15 protein-coding genes and 1 tRNA gene are annotated in these 15,193 nt (G+C 67.9%); 7 read left to right on the top strand and 9 right to left on the bottom strand.

Annotated elements, in window-relative coordinates; translation table 11 throughout:
• Positions 1-76: 76 nt before the first annotated feature.
• The gene (locus CKJ82_RS05630) at positions 77-802 is read left to right on the top strand and encodes a GntR family transcriptional regulator (RefSeq protein ID WP_095275417.1); all 726 of its coding nucleotides are present in this window, start codon (positions 77-79) and stop codon (positions 800-802) included.
• A gap of 9 nt (positions 803-811) precedes the next feature.
• Here the strand turns inward: CKJ82_RS05630 and pepN are convergent, their stop codons facing one another.
• Positions 812-3,220 (bottom strand): aminopeptidase N, encoded by a 2,409-nt coding sequence (pepN, locus tag CKJ82_RS05625; RefSeq protein WP_095537365.1) that lies wholly within the window; start codon positions 3,218-3,220, stop codon positions 812-814.
• Between the two features lie 69 nt (positions 3,221-3,289).
• On the opposite strand from pepN, the gene CKJ82_RS05620 reads away from it, so the two are divergent.
• From CKJ82_RS05620 to CKJ82_RS05610, 3 genes are read left to right on the top strand one after another with little or no spacing between them, the layout of a single operon-like run.
• Positions 3,290-3,916 (top strand): mycothiol-dependent nitroreductase Rv2466c family protein, encoded by a 627-nt coding sequence (locus CKJ82_RS05620; RefSeq protein ID WP_095535388.1) that lies wholly within the window; start codon positions 3,290-3,292, stop codon positions 3,914-3,916.
• 39 nt (positions 3,917-3,955) lie between these two features.
• Entirely contained in the window at positions 3,956-4,441 is a 486-nt protein-coding gene (locus tag CKJ82_RS05615) for a ribose-5-phosphate isomerase (protein WP_095537364.1), read from the top strand.
• A gap of 22 nt (positions 4,442-4,463) precedes the next feature.
• Complete coding sequence (locus tag CKJ82_RS05610; protein WP_095275420.1) at positions 4,464-5,270, top strand: N-formylglutamate amidohydrolase; 807 nt, start codon at positions 4,464-4,466, stop codon at positions 5,268-5,270.
• 6 nt (positions 5,271-5,276) lie between these two features.
• On the opposite strand, the gene bioD is transcribed toward CKJ82_RS05610, so the two are convergent.
• Together bioD and CKJ82_RS05600 are read right to left on the bottom strand one after the other, a co-directional pair.
• Entirely contained in the window at positions 5,277-5,951 is a 675-nt protein-coding gene (gene bioD / locus CKJ82_RS05605) for a dethiobiotin synthase (RefSeq protein WP_095537363.1), read from the bottom strand.
• Entirely contained in the window at positions 5,948-7,255 is a 1,308-nt protein-coding gene (locus tag CKJ82_RS05600; protein WP_095537362.1) for an adenosylmethionine--8-amino-7-oxononanoate transaminase, read from the bottom strand. Before CKJ82_RS05600 ends, bioD begins: the two co-directional genes overlap by 4 nt.
• 70 nt (positions 7,256-7,325) lie before the next feature.
• Between CKJ82_RS05600 and CKJ82_RS05595 the strand changes: the two genes are divergently transcribed.
• The gene (locus CKJ82_RS05595; protein ID WP_095537361.1) at positions 7,326-8,054 is read left to right on the top strand and encodes a 6-carboxyhexanoate--CoA ligase; all 729 of its coding nucleotides are present in this window, start codon (positions 7,326-7,328) and stop codon (positions 8,052-8,054) included.
• A complete protein-coding gene (locus CKJ82_RS05590) occupies positions 8,051-9,280 on the top strand; it encodes an aminotransferase class I/II-fold pyridoxal phosphate-dependent enzyme (RefSeq protein ID WP_095537360.1) in 1,230 nt (409 codons plus the stop codon). Before CKJ82_RS05595 ends, CKJ82_RS05590 begins: the two co-directional genes overlap by 4 nt.
• Here the strand turns inward: CKJ82_RS05590 and CKJ82_RS05585 are convergent.
• The 5 genes from CKJ82_RS05585 to CKJ82_RS05565 all read right to left on the bottom strand — a co-directional run bounded on the left by CKJ82_RS05585 (position 9,265) and on the right by CKJ82_RS05565 (position 14,356).
• On the bottom strand, positions 9,265-10,104 hold the full coding sequence (locus tag CKJ82_RS05585; protein ID WP_095537359.1) for an aldo/keto reductase: 840 nt from the start codon (positions 10,102-10,104) through the stop codon (positions 9,265-9,267). The two genes, CKJ82_RS05590 and CKJ82_RS05585, sit on opposite strands and share 16 nt — an antisense overlap.
• A 52-nt stretch (positions 10,105-10,156) precedes the next feature.
• The gene (locus tag CKJ82_RS05580; protein ID WP_095537358.1) at positions 10,157-11,635 is read right to left on the bottom strand and encodes a cytochrome b/b6 domain-containing protein; all 1,479 of its coding nucleotides are present in this window, start codon (positions 11,633-11,635) and stop codon (positions 10,157-10,159) included.
• A gap of 7 nt (positions 11,636-11,642) precedes the next feature.
• Positions 11,643-12,581, bottom strand: coding sequence for an electron transfer flavoprotein subunit alpha/FixB family protein (locus CKJ82_RS05575; protein ID WP_095537357.1), 939 nt, complete (start codon positions 12,579-12,581; stop codon positions 11,643-11,645).
• Positions 12,582-12,594: 13 nt separating this feature from the next.
• Positions 12,595-13,374 (bottom strand): electron transfer flavoprotein subunit beta/FixA family protein, encoded by a 780-nt coding sequence (locus CKJ82_RS05570; RefSeq protein WP_095535395.1) that lies wholly within the window; start codon positions 13,372-13,374, stop codon positions 12,595-12,597.
• 88 nt (positions 13,375-13,462) lie between these two features.
• Positions 13,463-14,356: a DUF1542 domain-containing protein gene (locus CKJ82_RS05565; RefSeq protein ID WP_240510703.1), complete on the bottom strand. Its 894-nt coding sequence runs from the start codon at positions 14,354-14,356 to the stop codon at positions 13,463-13,465.
• 115 nt (positions 14,357-14,471) lie between these two features.
• On the opposite strand from CKJ82_RS05565, the gene CKJ82_RS05555 reads away from it, so the two are divergent.
• Positions 14,472-14,546: transfer RNA gene (locus CKJ82_RS05555), tRNA-Gly, on the top strand.
• A 39-nt stretch (positions 14,547-14,585) separates the two neighbouring features.
• Here the strand turns inward: CKJ82_RS05555 and CKJ82_RS05550 are convergent.
• The gene (locus tag CKJ82_RS05550; RefSeq protein WP_095537354.1) at positions 14,586-15,041 is read right to left on the bottom strand and encodes a hypothetical protein; all 456 of its coding nucleotides are present in this window, start codon (positions 15,039-15,041) and stop codon (positions 14,586-14,588) included.
• Positions 15,042-15,193: the final 152 nt, after the last annotated feature.

Here is a 15,193-nt window from a genome sequence, read left to right as displayed (position 1 = left end):
TGAACGTAAATCAACGGCCGAATTGCTCGTCTTGGGAGTTTTCCCATTGCGCGAGGGAGGGCGAGGGAAGGTATCTATGGCGACGAAACCGGCGTATCTCCGTATCGCGGAGACGCTGCGCACCAGGATTGAGTCTCACGAACTCAAGCCCGGTGACAAGCTCCCACCCGAGCGCGAGCTAGTCGACCAGTTCAACGTCGCCCGGATGACAGTGCGGCACGCGCTTGATGTGTTGCAGCTTGAAGGCATCATTGAGCGCAAGCGCGGCCGAGCCGGGGGCACGTTTGTGCGCGCGCTGCCGCCCGTCGTGGACCTCAATGGGGCGACCGGGTTGGCGGCGCAGCTGGAGGAGAAAGGGGTGGATATCGTCTCCAAACTGCTGTTTTCCGGACGCATCACCCCTCCTCGGGTTGTTGCCGCGGCCTTTGGAGATGCCGAAACCGACGCCGAGCTCGGCGACGGGGCGAGCGACAAGGTGTATGCGGAGGAGCGTGTGCACTATGCCGACGGGGCCCCGGCGTTTTCGGAGACGCTTTACGTGCGCCCAGGATACGAGGAAGGCTACGCCGTGAGCAGCCTGACTTTGACGGCGGACAGGCGGCCGGAGGCGGCAACGCTGCGCGAGGACGTGGTCACCCCCGGCGTGGCTACAGACGTGGAGCGCGGCCGGCTCCAGATGGCGGCGAATGCGCCACTGCAACGCGTGACCCGCAAGCTGTACGAGGGGAGCCTCGTCGTCGCCTACGCCACCATCGTCGTCCGGCCGGACGTGGCGCAGCTCCGCGCGGTCACGCGCTTCTAGCGCCGCGCCTTAGCTGACCTTGCCAGTGCCTGCAGTGCCTTCAGCGTCCGCAGCGCGGTTGCGCACGGCGCGCGCGACTCGGTCCTGGCCCTCGGCGAGGATGCGCTTGAGGCCGGCGGGCACGGAGGCGTCGTCAAGCAATGCGTCCGCCTTGCGCACGGCCTCCTCGGAGATCGCCCAGGTCGGGTACATGCCCTCGAGGGTGCGCTGCGCCATCTCATTGGTCAGGCGGTCCCATAGCGCCGGCGCGACGCGGAAGTACTCGTCGGTGAACGCGTCGAGCTCGTCACCGTTGAACTTCAGCCCGTCCATGAGGTAGCGCGCCTCCAGGTTGGTCAGATCCTCGTTGACCAGCGTGTCCCACGCCCATCGCTTTTCGACGGTCGCGCGGCACCGCAGCCGCGAAATCACACCCTCGGACGAGGTGTCCTCTTCCTTATCCGCGTCCTCGAGCGGCGCCTCGCCGGCGGCGATGAGGCTGGTCAGGGCCAGCCAGCGCACCTCCTGATTGTCCGAGCGCTCGAGCAGCTGCTTGAGGTAGTCCACCGTCTCCGGCGTCGGGGCGAGGCGGGCAAGTGCGCGGTCGAAAATTGCGGCCGGCTCGGCGCCGCGGAAGGCGTCGTTGAGCAGGCGGAAGCCCTCGGCCTGCCAGGCGGGGTCGACGTACTGCTTAACCGCCAGGGTGGCCTGGGCGAGCAGGCGCTCCTGCACGCTCGGCTGGTCCTCGGCGGCGCCGTGCTTGGCCACCAGGCGGACGAACTCGCGGGCCGGGAGCTGGCCGTCGCGCACGGACTCCCACAGCGACGACCACACCAGGGTGCGCGCCAGCGGGTCGGTGATCTCGCCCAGGTGGTCCAGGGCGAAGCGCTGGTGCTCGGGGGTCAGGCCCATCTTGCAGTAGGTGAGGTCCTCGTCGTTGACCAGAGCCAGGTCGTGGTCGACTCCGGCGAGCTCCGGCACCTCGGTGCGCGCACCGTCGACGTCGAGGGTGACGTGGTGGGTGCGGGTGACGGAGCCGTCGATAAGCGAATAGAGCCCCACGGTAACCCGGTGGGTGCGCATGACGTCGGATTCCTGCACGACGGCGAAGGAGTCCTCGGTGATTTCCGGGCGCAGCGCGGAGACACCGGTGGTGCGCAGCCACTGCTCGGACCAGCTCGACAGGTCGCGGCCCGAGGACTTCTCCAGCGCGGAGAGCAGGTCAGCGAAGGTGGCGTTGGCGTGAGCGTGGTTGGTGAAGTGCTCGTGGACGCCGGCGAAAAACTCGTCGCGGCCCACATAGGCCTGCAGCTGCTTGAGCACGGACGCGCCCTTGGCGTAGGTGATGCCGTCGAAATTCTGCTCCGCGGTCTCGATGTCGGGCGCGTCCGCCGCGATCGGGTGCGTGGTGGGCAGCTGATCCTGCTGGTAAGCCCACGCCTTCTCCACGGCGGCGAAAGTGGTCCAGGCGTCCGGGTACTCGCCGATCTCGGTCTGCGCGATGGCGGCGGACCAGGTGGCGAAGGACTCGTTGAGCCACAGGTTGTCCCACCACTGCATGGTGACCAGGTCGCCGAACCACATGTGCGCCATCTCGTGCAGGATGGTGTCGTTGCGGCGCTCCAGGCGGTACGGGGTGGGCTCGGAGGTGAACACGTACTCGTCGCGGAAGGTCACCGCGCCGGCGTTTTCCATCGCGCCCATGTTGTACTCGGGGCAGAAGATCTGGTCGTACTTGCCAAAGGGGTAGGCCACGCCGAAGTTCTTGTGGTAGTAGGCGAAGCCGTCCTTGGTCTGGCGGAACAGGCGCTCGGCGTCCAGGTGCTCCATGAGGGAGGCGCGGGCGTAGATACCCAGGGGGATCTCGCCGTGCTCGTCGGAGTAGGTGTCGGTGACGTGCTCGTACTCGCCGGCGATCACGGCGATGAGGTAGGTGGACAGGGGGTAGTCCACGGTGGCGGACCAGGTGTTGCCCTCGCGCGTGGTCGGCGCATTGAGGACCACGGTGTAGGACTCCGGTGCGGTCACCGCGATGTCGTAGGAGGCCTTGATGTCCGGCTGGTCGAAGCAGGCGAAGACCTTCATCGCCATCGCGGGCTCGAACTGGGTGTAGAGGTAGTCCTTGTTGTCCACCGGGTCGGTGAATTTATGCAGGCCCTCGCCGGTGCGGTTGTAGGTGATGGTGGCGTCGACGCTGAGGGTGTGTTGGCCGTCGGTAAGCGAAAGCTCGCGGCCCTCGACGGGCGAGCCGTCCAGGGTGGCCGTGAACGAGTCCGCGACCAGGTCGAAGGAAGTTTCGCCGGCACGGGAATCGAAGGTGACCGTGGTGCGCGAGCGGAACTGCTCGGCGCCAGTAACGTCGAGCTCGATGGAGTAGTGGACGTTGGAAATGAGGGCGGCGCGGTGCTGCGCGTCGGCCCGAGTCAGATTTGTTTTCATGGCCCCAACATACTCGGACGCACGAAGTGGCTACTGTGGGGGCCAACCGCTCACACGAAGGAGAATGTAATGACCCAACAAGTCACTTTTTGGTTCGATGTTTCTTGCCCATTTTGCTGGCTGACCTCCCGCTGGATCAAGGAGGTCGAGCAGGTGCGCGACATCGAGGTCGAGTGGGTGCCGATGTCCCTGAGCGTGCTCAATGACGGCCGCGACCTCTCGGAGACCTACGCCCGCATGATGGAGGCGAACTGGGGCCCGGCCCGCGTGTTCACCAAGGTGAAGGACGAATTCCCCGACAAGATCGACGAGCTGTACACGATGATGGGCACGCTCGTGCACACCGAGGGCCAGGGCGGCAAGCAAGGCTTTGGCGGCTACGACGAGATCATCGGTGTGGCCCTCGACGCGGTCGGTCTGCCGCCGCAGCTGGCGGATGTGGCCAACTCCGAGGTCGTCGACGACCAGCTGCGCGCCTACCACCAGCAGGCCATGGACAACGTCGGCGACGAGGTCGGCACGCCCGTGGTCAAGCTCGGCGACACCGCCTTCTTCGGCCCAGTGATCACCCGCGTGCCCAAGGGCGAGGAGGCGGGCAAGCTTTTCGACGCCTCCGTGTCCCTCGCCTCCTTCCCCTACTTCTTCGAGTTGAAGCGCTCGCGCACTGAGGACCCGCAGGTCCGCGAACAGGCGTAGGGGCCCTAACCGGGCCGGGCGGCAGGTAGGCTTGTGCGCATGCGAATTTACTTTGGAGCAGACCACGCCGGTTTCGAGCGAAAGAACCAGATCAAAGCCCACCTGGAGCACGCAGGCCACGAGGTCATCGATTGCGGCGCCCACGAGTACGACGCCGCCGATGATTACCCGGCGTTTTGCATCGCCGCCGCTGAAGCAGTGGTGGCGAACCCGGGCTCGCTCGGCATCGTGCTGGGCGGCTCCGGCAACGGCGAGCAGATCGCCGCGAACAAGGTGAAGGGCGCGCGCTGCGCCCTGGCCTGGTCCGAGGAGACGGCGAAGCTGGCGCGCGAGCACAACAACGCCCAGCTCATCGGCATCGGTGGGCGCATGCACACCGAGGAGGAGGCGCTGAAGATCGTCGACGCCTTCGTCGCCCAGCCATGGAGCGAGGAGGAGCGCCACCAGCGCCGCATTGACATCCTGGCGAAGTACGAAGAGACCGGTGTGGCTCCGGAGGTGCCGGGTAACCCAGCGCAATCCTAAAATCCCGGTTACGCTTCTGTGCATGAGCGCACAGCCCGAGCACTACATCATTACGCAGGGCGGGGCCGCATGCCCCGTGATCATCCACGTCCCGCACTCCTCGCGCGAGATCCCCGAGGAGGTGGCCGCTGACTTCGTCGCCACCGACGCGCAGCTGGCGCAGGAGCTCGACCGCGTGACGGACGACGGCACGCTTGAGCTCGCCACCGCCGCCCGCGAGCAGTCCGGGGTGGACGCGTGGATGATCGTGAACAACCTGTCGCGCCTGGTGGCGGACCCGGGGCGGTTCTCCAACGAGCGCGACTCGATGGACGCCTCGGGCCGCGGCGCGGTCTACATGAAGCTTGGCGACGGCAACCTGCTGCGCCCCGCGGGCTTTGACACCACCGAACTGCGCGCGAAGTACTACGAGCCCTACGCAGAGGCCGTCACCGAGCTCACCCGCGGTCGCCTGGACGCCCTCGACGGCGCGGTGATCGTGGACGTGCACTCCTACTCCAACCAGCCCGACGAGTACCAGATCCACCCCGGCACGCTGCTGCCGGACATCTGCATCGGCACCCACTCGATCCATACCCCGGCGCTGCTTGCGGACGTGACCGACCGCGAGTTCACCGCCGCCGGGTTCAACGTGGAGCGCAATACCCCGTTCACCGGCGTGTACATCCCCGTCGAGTTCACCCAGAACATGAAAGTGCTGGGCGTGATGATCGAGGTGCGCAAGGACATCCTGAGCGGCGAGCGGGCGGCCGACGTCGCGGCGGCGCTGGCCAAGGTGATCCGCCACGCGGAGGAGATCGCGCAATCCGAGGTCGGCCGCCCGCTCTAGACCGAGCTACCGCGGCGGCGCGGGAACGCCGAGTGCCCCGGCCATCCGCGCAAACGCATCGCGCTCCAGCGCGCCAGAGCCGGCGGGGATACTTGCCCAGACGTTCACGCCCGTGACCACGGGCAGCTCCTCAAGGTTGAGCCGCGTCGCCAGGTCCGGCTCCGCGGGCAGCATGCCGCCGATAAGCCCGGCGACGCGCACACCGCGGCGCGTCGCCTCGCGCACCGTCAGTTCCGCGGCGTTGAGGCTGCCCAAGCCCAGCGAGGTCACGACAACGACGGGTGCGTCCAGCTCGGCGGCGATGTCGGCGATGGTGTAGTCGTCTGCAAGCCGCACCAGCAGGCCGCCCGCGCCCTCCACGAGGGTGACGCCGCGGCCGCCGTCCTCGGCGTCGAGCGCCCGGATCCAATCGCAGACCTCGCCCAGCGGCGGGACCTGCATGCCGGCGCGCCGGGCCGACAAGTTGGGGGCGAGCGGCTCGGGGAAGCGGACGTACTCGTGCGTGGCCACGCCGGTGAGACGGTCGACCGTGTTGGCGTCGCCGGAGCCGTCCGGCTCTCCGGTCTGCAGCGGTTTGGCCACGCGCACGGCCGTCCCATCCGCCTGCCACGCCGATGCGAGCGCCGCGGTGGCGATGGTCTTGCCCACGTCGGTGTTTGTACCGGTGATGACAACAATCATTGGTCCTGCTCCTTTGTGTCCTTGTGTGTGGCTGCGGCCGCGTCAGCCGCCGCGACCACGGCTCGACCGATCTGCCTGACCTGGTCCTCGGTGCATACAAACGGCGGCATGGTGTAGATGTTGCGCCCGAACGGCCTGATCCACACGCCCTGGTCTACCGCGGCCTGCGTGGTGGCGGCCATGTCCACGTCGAACGCCATCTCCACCACGCCGATCGCGCCGAGAACCCGCACGTCGGCGACGCCGTCGATGTCGCGCGCGGGCGCAAGTGCCTGGGTAAGCCAGGTTTCGATGTTGCGAGTCTGCTCGCGCCAGTCGCCCTCGGCGATGATGTCGGTCGCCTCGGCGGCCACGGCGCAGGCGAGCGGGTTGCCCATGAACGTTGGCCCGTGCATGATCGCCGACGGCTCCATGCCGGCTGCGACCTCGTCGGTGGTGAGCACCGCGGCGAGCGTCATGAACCCGCCCGTGATCGCCTTGCCCACGCACAGGATGTCGGGGACCACGCCGTTGTCGAGGGTGGTGAAGAGCTGACCGGTGCGCCCGAAGCCGGTGGCAATCTCGTCTGCAAGCAGGAGTACACCGTGCTTCGTGCACAGCTCGCGCACGCCACGGACCAGCTCAGCGTCGTGGAAGCGCATGCCGCCGGCGCCTTGGACGACGGGCTCGATCACCACTGCGGCAATGTCGTCGGTGATGAGCTGCTCAAACTCGGCGAGGTACGCGGCGCGTGCGTCCTCGCTCGCGCCGCGTACCGGCGGGGCGGGGGCGAAGCGCTGCTCGGCGAGCACGCCCTTCCACATGGAGTGCATGCCACCGTCGGGGTCGCACACGCTCATCGCGGCGAAGGTGTCGCCGTGGTAGCCGGAGCGCCACGTGAGCAGCCGGTTGCGCTCCGGGTGTCCGGTGCCGCGGGCGTACTGCAGCGCCATCTTGATGGCCACCTCCACCGACACCGAGCCGGAGTCAGCGAGGAAGACGCGACTGTAGTTTGGTCCGTCGGCGCCGCCGGTAAGCGCTAGCAGGTTGCGAGTCAGACGCGCAGCCGGTTCGTGGGTGAGCCCGCCGAACATCACGTGTGCCATGCGGTCGATCTGTTCGTGTGCGGCGCGGACAAGGCGGGGGTGTCCGTGTCCGTGGGCTGCGGCCCACCAGGACGACATGGCGTCGATAAGCGTGCGCCCGTCGGCGAGCTCGAGGGAGACGCCGTGGGTCCGGACGACGGGGAGGTTGCCGGAGCCGGGCGCGGCGTAGGGGTGCCAGATGTGCGCGGTGTCGATCGCGGTGATCTCGTCGGGCGTCATGGGAGCCTTTCATTGCTGCAGCTGGTGGCGATATTGAACACTGTACAAGGCGGCGTGTAGGTTGGGTCACATGACCTACTTTTCGGTGCGCATGCGCGCGAGCTCCAACGGCCGACACATCTCTGGCGCGGAGCGCATCGTGCCCGCAGAGCGCGTGTCGTCCACCTGCGCGCAGCTTGCGCAGCGCGCGCTGGACCACCCCAAGGGCGTGGCCGCCGAAACGCACCTCACGGTGGAAGCACTCGACCCCGAAGCGATCCGGCGCGTCCCCGCGCTCGCCGTGGAGGTGGCGGAGTGCGCCCACCCAGGTGAGGCGCAGCAGGTGATCCGCGCGCTGCTCGCGCCGCTGACCCCGCACGCCGACGCCCTGGTCCGCGACACGTTCGCCGCACGGGACATGCGCGGCGCCATGCTCGTGTGCGCGGGCACCGGCGCGCGGCTGGAACCCGACCGCGAGCGCGGTGTGCGCGTCAGCCACGTCGATGGCGCAGCTGCAGTCGACACCACGGCCGCGCCCGGCAAGGACGCCGCCCGCGAGGCGCTCGTCCTCAGCAGCAAGGTCGCCGCGCACCCCGACGTACTCGCGGAGCTGTGCATCTCCGACGACCCCGACTACACCACCGGCTACGTCGCCCACGCCGGCACGTACACGCGCATCCCCAACATCAAGCCGGCAGGTTCGCCCGCTGGTGCGCGCGCCTTCCTCGTCCGCGAGGGTGCCGACATCGCCGCGCTCATCCGCTACCTGGAGCGAGAACCGGTGCTGGTGCGCGTACCGTCGCAGGAGGACGCGCAGTGACCCCCGGCCAGCCACCGCAGGCCGAGACGCTTGCCGACATCGCCGCCGCCAGCCTCGACGACTGGCGCGCCCGCGGCCTGTGGCGCAGCCCGTCCGTCTTCGCCACCGCCCAGCGCGCCGAGGCGAGCCTCCGGGACGGGGCACACCGCACCGACGCCGCCCTGTTCAGCTCTTCCAACTACCTGGGTTTAGCGGAGGATCCGCGCCTGGCCGACGCCGCCAGCGCCGCGATCCGCACCTATGGTGCGGGCTCGGGCGGCTCCCGCCTCACCACCGGTACCAACGAGCTCCACCTGGCCGCCGAGGCCGCGTGCGCGCGCCTGACCGGCTACGACGACGCGGTACTCTTCGCCACCGGCTACCAGGCCAACGTGTCCACCCTCCAAGCCCTCGCTGCCGCGTGCGCGAGCGCGGGCGGCCTCACGATCGTCTCGGACGCGCGCAACCACGCCAGTATCATCGACGGCTGCCGCCTAGCCAAAGCCAGCGGCGCCGAGGTCCGCGTCACCCCGCATCGCGACGTCGGGGCCGTCGCCCGCGCCCTGTCCCAGCGCACGACCGCCCACGCGCTCGTGGTCACCGACGGCCTGTTCTCCATGGACGGCGTCTGCGCGCCGCTGCCCGCACTGCTCGAGGTCTGCCGGGAACACGGTGCCTGGAGCATGCTTGACGACGCCCACGCCATCGGCACCATCGGCGCCACCGGCCGCGGCCTACCCGAGTACTTCGGTGTGCGCCCCGACATCCAGCTCATGACCGCCAGCAAGGCGCTCGGAGCGGAGGGCGCCGCCGTGGCGACCAACGCGCCGGTTGCCCAACTCCTGTGCCAGCAAGCGCGCTCCTTCGTCTTTTCCACTTCACCGGCGCCGGCGACCTGCGCAGCGATCACCGCCGCGGTCGAGGTCCTCGAATCCGATCCCAAGCCGGTGCAGCGCCTGCACGCCAACATCGCCCGCTGGTACGCCAACCGCGGCGAAGGCGCGATCGATCCCGCGGGCGCCGGCCCCATCATCCCGGTCCACGTGGGCGACGAGGCCGCCGCGATGCGGGCGTCCGCCCAGCTGCTCGAGCGCGGGTTCATCGTGCCCGCCATCCGCTGGCCCACCGTGGCCCGCGGGCAAGCGATCCTGCGCGTCACCCTCATGGCGACGCACACGTCAGCGCAGATCGATGCCCTGTGCGCCGAGCTCGCGGCGCTGGGAATTGAAGGCTACATGTCCGAGTAGTGCGCGGGGTGCGGCCCGAATCGTCCGAACTCCTCCTCGTCAAGCGCAATCATGGCGGCCATCTCGTCGTGGCTGAGCTCGAAGTCGAAGATGTCCAGGTTCTCCGCCATGCGCTCCGGCGAGTTGGTTTTGGGGAAGACGATTACCCGGTTCTGCAGGTGCCAGCGCAGCACCACCTGGGCGGGCGTCTTCCCGTGCGCCTCGGCGGCGTCGGTGATCTCCGGGTAGTCGGAAAGGTCCAGGTTGCCGCCGCCCAGCGGCGCCCACCCCTCGATGGCCACCCCGTGCACCCGCATCGCGTCGAGTTCCTTCCACCGCTGGAACAGCGGGTGCAGCTCGACCTGGTTGACCGCCGGGGTGACATCGGTAGCCATCTCCAGGTCGTGGATGTGACTGGGGAGGAAGTTCGAGACGCCGATGGAGGTGGTCAACCCCTGCTCGCGCAGCTGGACCATGGATTTCCACGCGTCCACGTAGGCACCCTCCGAGGGGACCGGCCAGTGGATCAGGTACAGGTCCACGTGGTCCAACTCCAGACGCTCGAGGGACTCGGACAGCGCCGCCTCGGCGTCGCGGTGCCGGTCGTTCCACAGTTTCGTGGTCACGTACAGCTCGTCGCGTGGCACGCCGGAGGCGGCAATGGCGCGGCCAACGCCCTCCTCGTTGTGGTAGATGAAGGCGGTGTCCAGGTGCCTGTACCCGGCCTCAAGCGCGGCGAGGGTGAGTTCCTCAGCGCGGGCCGGGTCGACGCGGTGCAGCCCGTAGCCGAGTTGGGGGATCAGGGTGCCGTCGTTGAGCTTGAGCTCGGGAATCGTTTCCGTCATGGCCGACATCGTAGTCGGACGGGGGGACGGGGGCGTCGATAAGCGAATGCCCCTAGCGCTGCGTCACGTTGCCGGTGCGTGCCGCGATGGGCGCGACGAACATCGGCCGGGCGAGCGCCCAACCGCCCGCGATGACCGCGATGGCGATGACGAAGAGGATCGTGCCCGTCCACCCGGTCGGGTCGTCGGTGGCGGCGAACATCGCGTTGAGGTTGCCGCGCACGCCTGTGGTGAATACGAGCGCGACGTGGATGATCACGAACAGGACGAAGAACAGCATGGTGGGGAAGTGGAGCGCGCGAGCCACGCGCATGGAAATGAAGTTCCACTGCCTCGGCCACAGCGGGCTCATGCGCGCACCCGAGATGATCGCCAGCGGCGACGCCACGAACACCACCAGGAAATACGACAGCTCCTGCAGGGAGTTGTAAAACACCCACGGGTTCTCGTTCGGCCAATCCAGGCTCAGGTATTGGATGCCCGCCGACACCGCGTTGGGGAAGGTCTCCCAGCTCGTGGGCACGATGCGCACCCACTGGCCCGTGGTGAACAGAAGGACATAAAAGATCGCGCCAAGCACGACCCACGCCACGTCCAGTACGACGTGCAGCCACAGGTTCACCGAAATCTTCTCGCGCGGCCTGCTCCGCGGCGCCCAGTACGCCTCCGGCTTCTTCTCGCGACGCTGCGTCAGACCAGTCTTGATGATCATGGCCATGAGGAACATGTTGAAGAAGTGCGACCACGTCAGCCACGCGGGGAAGCCCTCCGGCGCGCTTTCCGGCAGCGGCTGCGCGCCGCTGTAGCGCGCAATGAAGTCCGCGCCCGTGTCCGTCCCGACGAACCAGCGCGCAGCCAGCACACCAATCGCCGCAAGCACGACGAGGATACCGCCCCAAATCCAGGGTTTAGTGCTGTGCGGAGTGCTTTTCGACGCCTCCGTGCCACCCCCCGCACGCTTCGCCGTCGACCCGGCGGCAGCGGCAGGAGTTGCGGGTGTGGCAGGTGTTGCGGGTGCCGCCGGGGTGACGTGCGCTGCCGGCTCTTCTGACTCTGCCGGCGCTGCCGGCTCTTTGGCCGCAGAATTATCCGCGTCCGGTGCAGGTGCTTCCGCCTGTGCGGAAATTTTCGGTGCTGGGACCTGGGCGGTTTCCGCTGCGGGCCAGGGTTGGCCGCCCGGGGTGTGGGGCAGACCGCGTCGCAGCGGGACGGTGACGTACTCTGCGACCGCAGAGTGATCCGCCTCCGGTGCCGGTGCTTCCGCCTGTGCGGGAATTTTCGGTGCTGGGACCTGGGCGGTTTCCGCTGCGGGCCAGGGTTGGCCGCCCGGGGTGCGGGGCAGTCCGCGTCGCAGCGGGGCGGTGACGTACTTTGCGGCCGCAGAGTGAGCTGGGTTCGGTGCCGGGTCTTCCGCCTGTGCGGAATGTGTCGACGCGCCGCCCTTGGGCTCCGGCACCTCCGCAACTTCCACCGGCGGCCACGGTGCCCCGCCGGAAACGCGGGGCAGGCCCTGACGTACGGGTACCTGCATAGAGCGCCTACTTCCTGGACTCGATCTCGGAGATGATCTCGGGCACCACATCGAAGAGGTCGCCGATGATGCCAAAGTCGGCGATCTCAAAGATGGGGGCGTCTTCGTCATTATTGATGGCAACGATGGTGCCGGAGGTCTGCATACCCACCAGGTGCTGCACGGCGCCGGAGATGCCCACGCCGATGTATAGCTTCGGGGACACCAGCACACCGGTCTGACCGATCTGCGCCTCGTAGGGGACTTGGTCCTCGTCCACCGCGGAACGGGTCGCGCCGACGGCGGCGCCCAGGGCGTCCGCGAGGCCGCCGACGAGCTCCTCGAACATGTCGGCGTCGCCAAGCGAGACGCCGCCGGCGACGACCTTGTCCGCCGTGGTCAGCTCCGGGCGGGACGAGGTGCGCTCCACCGGGGTCGACTCGACGACCTCGGCAACGCGGCGCTCGCGCGCGTCACCGGTCACCTCGATGACGTCCGCGCTCGTGGCTTCCGCGCGCGTGTCGACGCTGCCCAGACGCAGCGTGACCACCGGCGCGGAGTGGGTGGCGGCAGCGACGGCGGTGAAGGCGCCGCCGTAGTTGGAGTGGTCGGTGACGATGCCCTGGTCGTCGCGCCGGACGTTCGTAGCGTCGGTGAGCAGCGCGCGTCCGGCGCGGATGGCCACGCGGGCGGCCAGGTCGCGGCCGCGCACGTCGTGGGCGGTGAGAATGGCCTGGGGGTTGAAGGTGTCGATGGCGGCCACGGTGGCGTCGATAAGCGAAAGCTCCGAGGTCGCGACCTTGGTCGCCCCGAGCCCACCGAGGGCCTCCGCGTGGTCGGCGCTGCGGGCGAGGACAACCGGGTCGCCGAGCGTGCTGGCGGCGCCGATGAGCTCTGCGGCTGCGGGGTCGGGCTGGCCGTCGAGCGTGTCGGGCAAGACGACGAGAACCGGATCTGTGGTGGTCATGGTGGGCTCCTAACTAGATAAGGTTCTGAGACTCGAGGAAATCGACCAGCTTGGCGGCGGACGAGCTCGACGCGTCGATGATTTCACCCTGCTCGCGCGGCGGGCGGCGGTCAATGCTCACCATGATGGCGCGGGCCGGAGTGTAATCCTCGGCGTCAACCCCAAGGTCATCGAGCGTGAGCGTGGTGAGCTCCTTCTTCTTCGCCGCCATGAGGCCCTTGAAGTTGGGGAAGCGCGCGTCCGCGAACTCGTCGGAAACCGCGACAACTGCGGGCAGCTGCGCGCGCAGCGTCGACGTCGCGTGATCGCCCGCCTGCGTCGCGGTGACGGTGTCACCGTCCACATCGAGCGAGGTGAGATTGGTCAGCGCGGGCCAGTTCAGCAGCTCGCCCAGCATCGGGGCGATCACGCCCGAGCCGCCGTCCGAGCTCATCGTGCCCGCAACGACGAGGTCGTAGTCGCCGCGCTCGATCAGCTTTGCCAGCACCGTCGCCGTCATCGTCGTGTCTGCGCCGACGAGGCGGTCATCCGTCACCATCGTCGCTTCCTGCGCGCCCATCGCGATCCCCCGGCGCACGGACTCCGCCGCCTGTGCGGGGCCGACCGAAAGAACCTCGACTTGGACGTCGTCTTTCCCCAGCTTCTCCGCAATGCGCAGCGCGGCCTCCACCGCGCGCTCGCCAACCTCGTCGGCGGCGACGTCCCCCGAGCGGTCGGTGAGACCGGTCTCCAGGTTCATGTCGCGGTCGCTGTAGGTGTCCGGGACTTCTTTCAGCAACACTGCAATGCGCACTGCGGCTCCTTATATATAGGGCGGTTGAACGTCAAGCAGTTTATCGCACACAGCCCACTGGTCGGGCAGGGCTTTGGCTATCTGCGTGTTAGTCCCCGCCACCGTCGCCGCCCCCGTCACCGCCGTCTCCGCCGAAGAAGCCGCCGAACCAGCCGCCCCCGCCGCTGTCGCCGTCACTTTCGTCGTCGCCGCGCTCCCGGTTGTCGTCGACGTCGAACCTGCCGCCCCTGCTTTCGTTGTCAAAGGTGGCGTTGCCGGAGGATGGGGTGCTCGACCAGTCACCACTGCTATCTCCGTTGCCTCCGGTGCCAGATGCGGACTCCATCTTCTTGCGGGGATCTTCCTCGGCCTCCGCGTACACGGAGGAGGAGAGTGCCGCAGCACCCGCGGCCCACGTGCCCGCGACGAGCGCCTGCTTCCACCACGGATCGGAGTACCAGCCGGCCGGCACCGGGCGACCCGCGACCGCGCCGCCGGGGTAGAAGTGCGGAGTGCTTACCGACGGCATGGGCGACGCCAGTAGCATCGGCCCGTCCTCCTGCCGGATCATCCGTTCTTCGCCCACTCTCCCCGCCTCGAGTTGGCCCCGGAGCTTCGGGAGGGGCGACTCCGTCGCCATGCCCATGATCTCGCGTGCGGCGTTGAGGTAGTGCATGCCCTCCAGCGCCGCGTTGCGGGCGGCGCGTACCTCGTCAGGTGCTTGGGCGTACGCGAGTGCTTTTTGCGCCGCGTCGTGCCGCTCGTTCGCGTCCGCCAGCGCCTGCCGCGACGCCTCGTCCTTGCCCGTGAGCCCCGACAATTGCGTGCCCAGGTGGTCCGTCCAGCGTTTTGCATCGGACACGGCGGCGTCGAAAAGCACGCGCTCGCGCGGGTCGTTGCCACTGCGGTTCACGATGAAGGCGCACAGTGCGATGCCGACGAACAAGAAAACAAACGGCCACAACACGAACGTCACATCCTTGGGGAGGTCGAGGTTTGTCACCACCGAGAGTATGCATGCCGGGATGATCGCGCAGCAGCGTATGCGGCGCGGGTTTGGTTTCGCCCAGGCTCTGCGCTACACTTTCCACAGCGATTTCGCGCTGATTTCGCGTTTTGGGAATGTCGTATAGTGGCTAATACCTCAGCCTTCCAAGCTGAAGACGCGGGTTCGATTCCCGTCATTCCCTCCACTTTCTCCCGGTGAAACCGGTTGTGCGGGAAACCGCCCATCAACGCTCGAGCACCCTCACCTCGCGTTGGTCAATCCCGGAAGATGACCCGGAGTATTCCACCTTTTCCACGTGTGTGTGAAGCTCCGCGCCCGGGTCGAGCTCGGTCCCAGACTCAATTCCGTTTCCGCAGGCGTTGATCTCTTCCGGCTCGAACCATTCGACGGAGGAGCTTCCATCCGTAAAGATGAGCCCGATGCCGGTGCGGGTTTCCCATGCGCTCGGGTTGCGGTTGATGCTGAAGAAGTCTTGCTCGTCAAAGCCGAGCGCCGCTGCCTGCGACGCGTCGTGGTAAGGGCACCACGCGAACGCCCGATCGACGGTTTTGCCGGTCGACTCGCGGGCGACGTCTGCGAGGGTGAATGGGGCGTCGTGAAGCAAGTGCTCCCGCAGGTCCTGGCTGGGCGCGCACGCAGCGAGGGGGAGTAGTGCAACGAGCGCGACAGTGCGTTTCATGGCTGTCTCCTTTTTGTTTTGCCATGGTAATTGCTTGTCGACGCCACCGCACCCGGTTTAACGGGGCCTTAATTCCATATCGCGTACGCTGCACGCTACAATTGCTTGGCGTGAGTTGGTAGGGTGCCCCACCATCCTGCTTTACCGCAGCT

Source organism: Corynebacterium gottingense (assembly GCF_002285125.1).
GTDB classification, from domain to species: domain Bacteria; phylum Actinomycetota; class Actinomycetes; order Mycobacteriales; family Mycobacteriaceae; genus Corynebacterium; species Corynebacterium gottingense.
Note: the sequence above shows the minus strand (reverse complement) of the source record. Positions and strands in the feature narration are given on the sequence as shown.

Coding starts and splice junctions, on each gene's coding strand:
- CKJ82_RS05630 (WP_095275417.1), top strand. CDS start 77: ATGGCGACGAAACCGGCGTATCTCCGTATCGCGGAGACGCTGCGCACC.
- pepN (WP_095537365.1), bottom strand. CDS start 3,220: ATGAAAACAAATCTGACTCGGGCCGACGCGCAGCACCGCGCCGCCCTC.
- CKJ82_RS05620 (WP_095535388.1), top strand. CDS start 3,290: ATGACCCAACAAGTCACTTTTTGGTTCGATGTTTCTTGCCCATTTTGC.
- CKJ82_RS05615 (WP_095537364.1), top strand. CDS start 3,956: ATGCGAATTTACTTTGGAGCAGACCACGCCGGTTTCGAGCGAAAGAAC.
- CKJ82_RS05610 (WP_095275420.1), top strand. CDS start 4,464: ATGAGCGCACAGCCCGAGCACTACATCATTACGCAGGGCGGGGCCGCA.
- bioD (WP_095537363.1), bottom strand. CDS start 5,951: ATGATTGTTGTCATCACCGGTACAAACACCGACGTGGGCAAGACCATC.
- CKJ82_RS05600 (WP_095537362.1), bottom strand. CDS start 7,255: ATGACGCCCGACGAGATCACCGCGATCGACACCGCGCACATCTGGCAC.
- CKJ82_RS05595 (WP_095537361.1), top strand. CDS start 7,326: ATGACCTACTTTTCGGTGCGCATGCGCGCGAGCTCCAACGGCCGACAC.
- CKJ82_RS05585 (WP_095537359.1), bottom strand. CDS start 10,104: ATGACGGAAACGATTCCCGAGCTCAAGCTCAACGACGGCACCCTGATC.
- CKJ82_RS05580 (WP_095537358.1), bottom strand. CDS start 11,635: ATGCAGGTACCCGTACGTCAGGGCCTGCCCCGCGTTTCCGGCGGGGCA.
- CKJ82_RS05575 (WP_095537357.1), bottom strand. CDS start 12,581: ATGACCACCACAGATCCGGTTCTCGTCGTCTTGCCCGACACGCTCGAC.
- CKJ82_RS05550 (WP_095537354.1), bottom strand. CDS start 15,041: ATGAAACGCACTGTCGCGCTCGTTGCACTACTCCCCCTCGCTGCGTGC.